At 71.4% G+C, this 8407-nt stretch carries 10 protein-coding genes; 6 read left to right on the top strand and 4 right to left on the bottom strand.

Annotated features, from left to right (window positions below):
• Both ACIQOW_RS21685 and ACIQOW_RS21680 read right to left on the bottom strand, forming a co-directional pair.
• Positions 1-212, bottom strand: a 212-nt coding sequence (locus tag ACIQOW_RS21685) for a DUF397 domain-containing protein (RefSeq protein ID WP_401087375.1), incomplete at its 3' end; no start/stop codon positions are given.
• Entirely contained in the window at positions 209-1069 is an 861-nt protein-coding gene (locus ACIQOW_RS21680; protein WP_401087373.1) for a helix-turn-helix domain-containing protein, read from the bottom strand. The genes ACIQOW_RS21680 and ACIQOW_RS21685, both read right to left, overlap by 4 nt.
• Before the next feature lie 170 nt (positions 1070-1239).
• Between ACIQOW_RS21680 and ACIQOW_RS21675 the strand changes: the two genes are divergently transcribed.
• Genes ACIQOW_RS21675 through ACIQOW_RS21665 form a run of 3 tightly spaced genes read left to right on the top strand, consistent with a single transcriptional unit; the run spans position 1240 to position 2625 of the window.
• Positions 1240-1683, top strand: a complete 444-nt coding sequence (locus tag ACIQOW_RS21675) for an ATP-binding protein (protein WP_401087371.1) — start codon at positions 1240-1242, stop codon at positions 1681-1683.
• On the top strand, positions 1680-1877 hold the full coding sequence (locus ACIQOW_RS21670) for a hypothetical protein (RefSeq protein WP_401087369.1): 198 nt from the start codon (positions 1680-1682) through the stop codon (positions 1875-1877). The genes ACIQOW_RS21675 and ACIQOW_RS21670 overlap by 4 nt, the downstream gene beginning before the upstream one ends.
• Before the next feature lie 16 nt (positions 1878-1893).
• Entirely contained in the window at positions 1894-2625 is a 732-nt protein-coding gene (locus ACIQOW_RS21665) for a hypothetical protein (RefSeq protein ID WP_401087368.1), read from the top strand.
• A 193-nt stretch (positions 2626-2818) separates the two neighbouring features.
• Here ACIQOW_RS21665 and ACIQOW_RS21660 read toward each other — a convergent pair whose 3' ends face one another.
• Positions 2819-3973, bottom strand: coding sequence for an oxygenase MpaB family protein (locus tag ACIQOW_RS21660; RefSeq protein ID WP_401087366.1), 1155 nt, complete (start codon positions 3971-3973; stop codon positions 2819-2821).
• Between the two features lie 319 nt (positions 3974-4292).
• On the opposite strand from ACIQOW_RS21660, the gene ACIQOW_RS21655 reads away from it, so the two are divergent.
• Complete coding sequence (locus tag ACIQOW_RS21655; RefSeq protein WP_401087364.1) at positions 4293-5660, top strand: pyridoxal-phosphate dependent enzyme; 1368 nt, start codon at positions 4293-4295, stop codon at positions 5658-5660.
• On the opposite strand, the gene ACIQOW_RS21650 is transcribed toward ACIQOW_RS21655, so the two are convergent.
• Positions 5657-6463 carry a TetR/AcrR family transcriptional regulator C-terminal domain-containing protein gene (locus tag ACIQOW_RS21650; protein WP_401087362.1) on the bottom strand — a complete coding sequence of 269 codons (807 nt, stop codon included), beginning with the start codon at positions 6461-6463 and terminating at the stop codon, positions 5657-5659. The genes ACIQOW_RS21655 and ACIQOW_RS21650 overlap by 4 nt on opposite strands.
• 105 nt (positions 6464-6568) lie before the next feature.
• Here ACIQOW_RS21650 and ACIQOW_RS21645 point away from each other — a divergent pair, with 105 nt between their 5' ends.
• Positions 6569-7549 (top strand): ATP-binding cassette domain-containing protein, encoded by a 981-nt coding sequence (locus tag ACIQOW_RS21645; protein WP_401087360.1) that lies wholly within the window; start codon positions 6569-6571, stop codon positions 7547-7549.
• On the top strand, positions 7549-8406 hold the full coding sequence (locus ACIQOW_RS21640; protein ID WP_401087359.1) for an ABC transporter permease: 858 nt from the start codon (positions 7549-7551) through the stop codon (positions 8404-8406). Before ACIQOW_RS21645 ends, ACIQOW_RS21640 begins: the two co-directional genes overlap by 1 nt.
• Position 8407 lies beyond the last annotated feature (1 nt).

Genomic DNA, 8407 nt, shown 5'->3' with positions numbered 1-8407 from the left:
TGGGCTTCGATGGCCTGGACGAAGGCCGCCCACTCGTCCTGGTTGAAGGCGAGGTGGGGCTGGTCGGGGTTCTTGTCGTCGCCGACCCACACGTCCCCGTTGTCGAAGCGCGCAACGACCACGCAGTCGCCGTTGCCTTCGGCGGAGAAGGGGGACTTGACCCACTCGGCCTCGGAGGGGTTGTGGCTGTAAGGGTCGTTCTTCTTGCTCACGTCAGCTCTTCCAACTTGCGCTCAAGGGCGGCGATGGTGTCCGTCGGGGACAGTGAGCACCGCTTGACTCGGGCAAACGCCCTTTCGGCTCGCCGTACTTCGCGCCCCGCTCTACGCGGGAGCATACCTCCGACAGCTTCGACGAAGAGGAAGCCATCGTCAGGGTCATCGGGGAAGCGCATCAGAGTGACTCCAGATGCCAGGATTCCAGTTCTTCCAGCGTTCAGCGGCACCATTCGGAGTGAGACATTCGGGTACTGAGCCACCTTGATTGCGTGGTTGATCTGGCCGGTCAAGACCTCGGGGTCTCCTGCTACGAGCAGTGCAACCTCGCCGAAGTATGCCTCGAAGGTGAGAGTCGGCTCTTTGGTGAGGCGCCGTTGGCGGAGTATGCGAACCTCCGCCCCAGCTTCGACCAACTCCTCGTTCGGGGCATCGACTCCAGCGGCGATCATCTCCTTCGCATAGTCCATCGTCTGGACCAAGCCTGGGAACGCCGAAGGGAAGTAGTTCAGTATGTGCGAGGCATCGGCTTCGAGGGCCAGGTACTCCGCGAAGGCTGGCGTGATGGTCTCGGAGTAGTCCAGATCGCGCCACCACTGCTTCGGAGGTCCAGGGCCGAGCAGCGCTTCGAGTTCTTCCCGCTCTGGACCGGTGACGCCGGCATGTTCGAGCAACGTGGCCAGGTCGGCCGCGTTGATCGACTGCTGGGCTCGTTCGATCCTGCTCAGTCGACCCGGACTCCACCCTTTCAGGCCAGCTGTCATGTCGGCCAGGGTCTTGTTGTTCTCCAGTCGCCAAGCCCGCAGCTCGTCGCCGAGTCGAATCTGCCTGATGGCTGACAGGTCCTTGCTCAAGTGGATCCTCCCTCCGGTGTGTGGCCCAGTCTGGCCACTCTGCTGGCACAGTCTCAAGTCTGATCCATGATCAATTAATTTCTTCGAGCAATGAGGTTGCGTTTTCGATTTTCGATGGCCCACACTCAACGTGACCGCACGAACACGCCACTGAAGGTGTGGGGTGACTCATGTCCACCTTGCGTAACCCGGTCCTCCGAACCTGGGAGACCACCCTCACCGAGCACTCGACCTCGGTCCGTACCGCCCGCCGTCTGATCCGCGAGCAGCTCAACTCCTGGAGCTGGAGCGGCGATCCCGTCGATGACCTCGTCCTCATCACCTCCGAGCTGGTGACGAACGCCGTCGTCCACGCCTGCCGGGGAAGCGACGAAGTCCGCCTCTCCCTCCAGGAGTTCGACGGCGACTGCCGGCTCGAAGTCTGGGACCCGCGCGGCGACCTCCGGCTCCGCCACCCCCACCCCCGCCGCTTCACCGAGGGCGGCCGGGGGATCGATCTGGTCCGTCAGCTCGCCCTCGACTTCGGCGTCATCGTCCGCCGCGACGAGGGCAAGCGGGTGTGGGTCCGCGTCCGGCTCCGGTCGGCCGACAGCCTTCCCCCGCCCGGGAGTTGATCCGCATCAAGCTCGCCCCCACGGCGACGGTCGCCGTCGCCAGCCTCGCCCTCGCCTGTTTCGCCGCGAACCTCGTCCCCCCGCGCGAGCCGGCCACCGCCGACGTCGTCTGGTGGACCACCCTGGCCGCCGCCCTGATGACCGGCATCCACCGCCACGACGACCCCACCGACCCCACCGACGACGACGATTGATCCGAGGTTTTCCCCCATGCCCGACCTGCACCCCGCCGCGATCGCCTTCCGCGACCCGGCCGCCCTCCTGGACCGCTGTGAGATCGGCGGTGTCCGGCGCCTCTTCGGCGAACCCGGCTACGAGTCGGGGGCCGTCGTCCCGGCCGGCGACTGGGCCCCGCTGTCCGACCACCTCCCCGCGCGGTACGCGCCGAGCCTGTTCACCGAGGACAGCGGCCTGGTGGAGTTCTTCCGGCTCCCCGCCACCGTCACCGACCGCGAGTCGACGGCCGCCCTGGTCGGCGAGCTGGGAGACCCGTTCCCCGTCCCGCTCCCCGCGACCGACGACCCGCCCGGCGAACCCGTCACCCACCGCCTGCCGGAGAACGGCCTGCGTCCCGGCCTGCACATCGACAACCGCCAGAACCTCTCCTACGCCGACTGCGGCGGCGCGCGCCGCCGGCTCTGCGTCAACCTGGGCCCCGGCAGCCGTCACCTCCTGCTCGTGACCACCACCATCAAGTCCGTCTGCCGGGCCCTGCACGACCGTTACGAGACCCACCACCCGCACACCTACGACTTCTGGAGCTACCTCGCCGAGCGCAAGCGGGTGAGCGTCCTGCGGATCAGCGTCGACCCGGGGGAGGGCTGGATCGCGCCCACCGCGCTGCTCCCGTACGACGAGTCCACGGAGGACGAGGAGCTGCCGTCGGCCACGGCCTCCTGGCTGGGGCACTGGGAGCGCGGCCTCTTCGGCCCGCTGATCTGACTATCAGTCACTCTCCGCACACGATCGCCGTGGGAGGCGGTCGTGTGCGGCGCCGTTGTGCGATCTGGAGCGCGGCAGAGTCAGGGGGCGCGAACGAGCCACCGCACACCCTCTTCACGCCCCCAACGGAAGGGCGGGCGCGGGCCACCTCGGCCCGCGCCCGCCCTTGCCCGCCCATCGCCCGCGTTCAGGTTCAGCGGTCGTCGCCGAGCTCCTGGTGCATCTGCGGCTGGTCGTCCTGGTCGTGCGTGAGCGCGAACCGCTCGACCTCGTTGAACGCCTTCGACGCGATGCCGATGATCTCCTTGTAGGGATTGACCCCGGTGGCCTTCTTGGCGGCGCCGCCGAGGAGGCCACCGCCCAGGCCGCTGACCACCTCGTGGCCGGCGGCGAGCGGTCCGGCGGCGAGGTCGAGGACGCCCCTGGGTACGCCGGCCATGTCGGCGTACTTGTCGGTGAGCGCCTGGCGGATCATCGCGACGAACGCGTCGTGGGTGGGGCCGGGGAAGAACTGCTTGTAGAACTCCAGCGCCTGCCGGGTCATGAAGACGCCGTCGTCGGTCTTCTTCCACTCGTCGTCGCGCGCCTTGGTCCACAGGCGCGTGGTCTCGTCGGCGTCCTTGGGCAGCTGCCACCGCTCGGGCGTACCGAGGTAGTGGTTGACGTAGTGCCAGGCGGACATGAAGCCGTTGGCGTCGTCCTTGGAGACGTCGATGCCCAGGTTCCTCATGGCCTCCAGGATCTGCACGCTGAACACGCAGGTGGCGCCGGTGGTGTACTTGACGGGTACCGGCTCTCCCCACGTGGCGTAGTCCCACACGCCGCTCTTCTTGTGCAGCTGCCGCACCGAGGCGTGGACCAGGCGGACCTTCGTGACGTTGGCCGCGAGGGTGCCGTCGCGCAGGGCGTTGCCGTCGCCCATGTCGAGGAACAGCCGCGAGGACTGCGACAGCCGCCGGCCCGGCCCCTTGACCCCGCCGAGACGGCCGGTGGACCGCAGGGTGAACGCGCCGGTCGGGGACAGGTAGGTCCCGATCAGGCCGACGGTGCCCTGAAGCATGGACACCTCGCCGTGGTGGTGACGGAAGAAGCCCTCCGCGGCGTCGACGTCCGCCTCGGACCAGCCGGGCGGAGGCGACGCGGCCTCCCGGAGGAAGTCCGCCAGCCGCGCGGGCAACTGCGAGAGGTCCTGGCCGGGCTTGAGCGTGCCGATGGTGCGGAACAGGGCGTTGACCCCGTCGATCTCCTTGTTGTCGATCAGATCGGACACCAGCCGGTCAGCCCGCGGGTCACCCACCTGGGTCGCGGCTTCGAGCTCCTGCGCGATGTTCTGAGGCGTCAAAGTCATCGGAGGTTCCTTCCTCGGTCAAGACGGAGCCCGCCGTCGTACGTGTCGGAGACCGACGACCATCAGGTCGTCCACGCGGAGAACCCGGCGGGCAGCGTGATGCTCTCAGTCCTGACAGGGAGCGACACTTCGATGAAATGGTTAACCGCTCGCCCTCCTCCGAACCGGTGAAGGCGCCTCGGACGGGCGTCTGAGAGCAGGTCACCTGCGCGGCCGTCGGGCACGTGTTTCGGGAGGATGAGGAACGGCGCCACCACCGTCTACCGGGCCCCCGACCGGGGCAGGCTCGGGCGGACAGAGCCAGTGAAAGGGGCCGACCATGGCCGCAGTGCACGAATCCGTCCTCGACGCGATCGGCGGGACGCCGCTGTTCCGCCTCGCCCGGCTGGGCGCCGGCCTCGCCGCGCCGATCTACGCCAAGGCCGAGTTCCTCAACATCGGCGGCAGCGTCAAGGACCGCGCCGCCCTCTCGATGGTGCTGGCCGCCGAGCGGGACGGACTGCTGAAGCCCGGCGGGACGATCATCGAGGCGACCTCGGGCAACACCGGCATCGGCCTGGCCATCGTCGGGCGGCAGCGCGGCTACCGGGTGATCGCCGGCGTTGTCGACAAGTCGTCGCCCGAGAAGGCCGACATCCTGCGGGCGTACGGCGCGGAGGTGGTGCTCGCCCCGACCGCCGTGCCCGCCGAGGACCCGCGGCACCTGTTCAAGGTGATGGAGCGGCTGACCGAGGAGATCCCCGGGGCCTGGCTCGCCAACCAGTACGACAACCTGGCCAACCCCGAGGCCCATCTCCGCACCACCGGCCCCGAGATCTGGGAGCAGACCGGCGGCCGGGTGACCCACTTCGTCGCGGGCGTCGGCACCGGCGGCACCATCACGGGGACGGGCACCCACCTGAAGGAGGCGTCCGGCGGCTCCGTGACGGTGGTCGGCGCGGACCCGGAGTCCTCGACGTACGGGGGCGGCGACGGCAGCCCGTGGTACGTCGAGAGCATCGGGCACTACCTCCACCCCGAAACCGTCGAGGACCGCCAGCCGCTGGCGCTGCGCCCGGAGGTGATCGACTCCTACCAGCGCGTCCCGGACCGTGAGTCGCTGCTGGCGGCACGTCGGCTGGCCCGGGAGGAGGGCATCCTGGCCGGACCGTCCTCGGGCGCGGCGGTGGCGGCCGCGCTGCGGGTGGCGGCCGGGCTCGGCCCGGACGACCTGGTCGTGGTGCTGCTGCCGGACTCGGGGCGCTCCTACCTGTCCAAGGTGCACAGCGACGTGTGGATGCGGGAGTGGGGCTTCCTGGAGGACGGGGACGGCCTGCGGCCGCTGCTGGAGGCCAGCGACCCGCTGGTGACGGTGGCCGCCGACGCCACCGTGGGCGCGGCACTGGAGGCGCTGGGCGGTGCGCCGGTGGCGCCGGTCGTCCTGGTGCGGGCGGCGCGCCCGTACGGGGTGGCCGCCACGGAGGTGGTCGGCTCGGTGTCCCGGGCCGCGCTGGCGGCGGCGCTCGCCGAAGGCGCCGCCAAGCCGGAGGACGGGTTGGGCGGGCTGGTCGGGCCGGCGCTGCCGACGGTCGGCGTCGGGCAGTCGGCGGCCGAGGCGCGGGCGCTGCTCGGCCGCACCCACCGGGCGCTGATGGTGCTGGTGGACGGCCGGGTGGCGGCGGTGCTGCCGCGCGAGGTTCTCCGCTAACTCCCGGGCAGGGGCGCCAGGATGGCCGAGATCACCCGGGCCAGGCTGCGGTCGAAGACCTGGTCCGGGTCACCCGGAGGCCCGGCCGTGGCGAACGCCCGCGCCAGGTGCGGGTATGCGCCGCTCGCCGCGGCCCGGCCGAGGTAACCGACCAGCTCCGCCTGCCACTTGGCGCCCGCCGCGGCCGTCTGCTCGTACTGCGCGAACTGGCAGACGAAGCCGTTGAACAGCGACATCGCCTCCATCCGGGCGCCGCCGTCGAGGCCGGTGGGGGCGGTGACGGCGAGGAAGTGTTCGGTGTAGCGCAGCGCGTTGGGGCCGATGCCGGGCCGGGCCAGCACCAGGGTGGGCAGCCAGGGGTGGCGGCGGAGGATGGCCAGCTGCTGGTGGGCGAGGGCGGCGAGGTCGGCCCGGACGTCGCCGCTCGGCTCGGCCGGCAGCCGGTACTCGCCGGTGGCCGCGTCGAGCATCAGGTCGAGCAGGTGCTCCTTCTTCGGCACGTAGTTGTAGAGCGACATGGTGCCCGCGCCGAGCGCCGCCGCCACCCGCCGCATGGAGGCCGCGTCCAGGCCCTCGGCGTCGGCGATCCCGATGGCCGCCGCGGCGATCGAGTCGCGGCTGTGGGCCGGGCGCGGGCCGCGGCCGGTGCGCTCGGGGCGCAGCCAGATCAGCTCGGGGGCCTCGGGGGGCGTGGGCCTGCCGGGCTGGTCCGGCTGTTCGGCCTGTTCGGCCTGTTCTGCCCGTGCTGCTCGGGTCGGCTGTTCCGGCTGCTCGGAGCCGGTGGGGGAGTTGCTGGACGGCACTGGAAGATCACCTCGCCCACCCATCGTAGATACGTACGCCGTACGTAGTACGATGGCGCCCGAGCGCGCTTCTACGTACGATGTACCTGGAGAGAGGCCGGAGCCATGTCCGACACCGCACGAGCCGCCATCGAGATGGCCGGCGTGGAGAAACGCTTCGGCGCCACCGAGGCCCTGCGCGGCCTCGACCTCGCCGTCCCGGCCGGCACCGTCTGCGGCCTGCTGGGCCCCAACGGCGCCGGCAAGACCACCGCCGTCCGTGTTCTCGCCACCCTGGCCGCCCCCGACCGCGGCACCGCCCGGGTCGCCGGACACGACGTCGTCCGCGAAGCCGAGGACGTCCGGCGCGCCATCGGCCTCGCCGGACAGCACGCCGCCGTGGACGAGGGCATCACCGGCCGCGACAACCTCCACCTGTTCGGCCGGCTGCACAACCTCGGCGCCCGCCGGGCCCGGGAGCGCGCCGACGAACTGCTCACCCGCTTCGGCCTCGCCGACGCCGCCGACCGGCTCGTACGCACCTACTCCGGCGGCATGCGCCGACGCCTCGACCTCGTCGCCAGCCTGGTCACCAGCCCCCCGGTGCTCTTCCTCGACGAACCCACCACCGGGCTCGACCCGCGCAGCCGGCAGGCGATCTGGGACACCGTCAGGGAACTGGCCGGAGGCGGCACCACCGTGCTGCTCACCACCCAGTACCTGGAGGAGGCCGACCGGCTCGCCGACGACATCGTGGTCGTCGACCGCGGCGCCGCCATCGCCACCGGACCGCCGGCCGGGCTCAAGGCCGCGATCGGCAGCCAGGTCTCCGTCACCCTGGCCGACCCCGGGCAACTCGCCGCCACCGCCGTGGTGTTGTCCTCGCTGACCGGCGGCGACGCCCAGGTGGACGTGGCCGAGCGGACGGTCACGGTGCTGACGGCGCCGGGCGTCCCCGTCCTGCTGCCCTCGCTGGTACGGGAGTTGGACGGCATGGCGGTGACCGCGCGGGACGTCGCGGTGCGGGAGCCCTCGCTGGACGACGTGTTCCTCGCGCTCACCCGGGAGCACGCGGACGGACCGGCGGCCGAGGGGAGGGCCGCCTGATGGCCACCACCGCGCACCTCGCCGCCCGCCCGTCCGAGCGTCCGCCCGCCCGTTCGCCTGCCCGTCCGTCCGCCCTCGGCCGGCTCGCCACCGGCACCTGGACGTCGATGCTCCGCGTCCTGCTCAACTACCGCCACTCGCCAGGCCTGTTGGCCGCCTCGCTGGGCGTGCCGGTGGTGATGGTGGTGGTCTTCGGGTACGTCCTCGGCAGCGCCATGCAGGTGCCGGGTGGCGGTGACTACCGGGAGTTCCTGATGCCCGGGCTGTTCGCCATGGTGGCCACCAACGGCATCATGCCCACCATGGTCGGCGCCGCCCGCGACGTCGGGCGCGGAGTCACCGACCGGCTGCGCTCCATGCCGGTCTCCCGCACCGGGCTGCTGCTCGGCCAGGCCCTCGCCGACCTGCTGGTCAGCGTCGTCGTCCTGGCCCTGATGGCGCTGGTCGGACTCCTCACCGGCTGGCGCGCCCGGCACGGACTCGCCGACACCGCCGGGGCGTTCGCCCTGCTGCTGCTCTTCCGCTTCGTGATGACCTGGGTCGGCACCCTGCTCGGCCTGGCCGTCGGCAAGGAGGAGGCGGCCGGACAGCTCTCCGTCGCGGTCTTCCCGCTGGCGATGGTCACCAACGCCTACGTGCCGACCGGCGGCATGCCCGGCTGGCTGCGCGTCCTCGCCGACTGGAACCCGGTCAGCTCCGTCGTCCAGGCCTGCCGGGAACTCTTCGGCAACCCCTCGGCGGCCGGTTCCGCCTGGCCGACGCAGCACGCCACCCTGGCCGCGCTGCTCTGGAGCGCCCTGCTGCTCGCGGTCTGCGTGCCGCTCGCCGTACGGAAGTTCGCCACCCACGGGCGGTGAG

The sequence above is a fragment of the Kitasatospora sp. NPDC091335 genome (genome assembly GCF_044757205.1).
Lineage (GTDB): Bacteria > Actinomycetota > Actinomycetes > Streptomycetales > Streptomycetaceae > Kitasatospora.
Note: the sequence above shows the minus strand (reverse complement) of the source record. Positions and strands in the feature narration are given on the sequence as shown.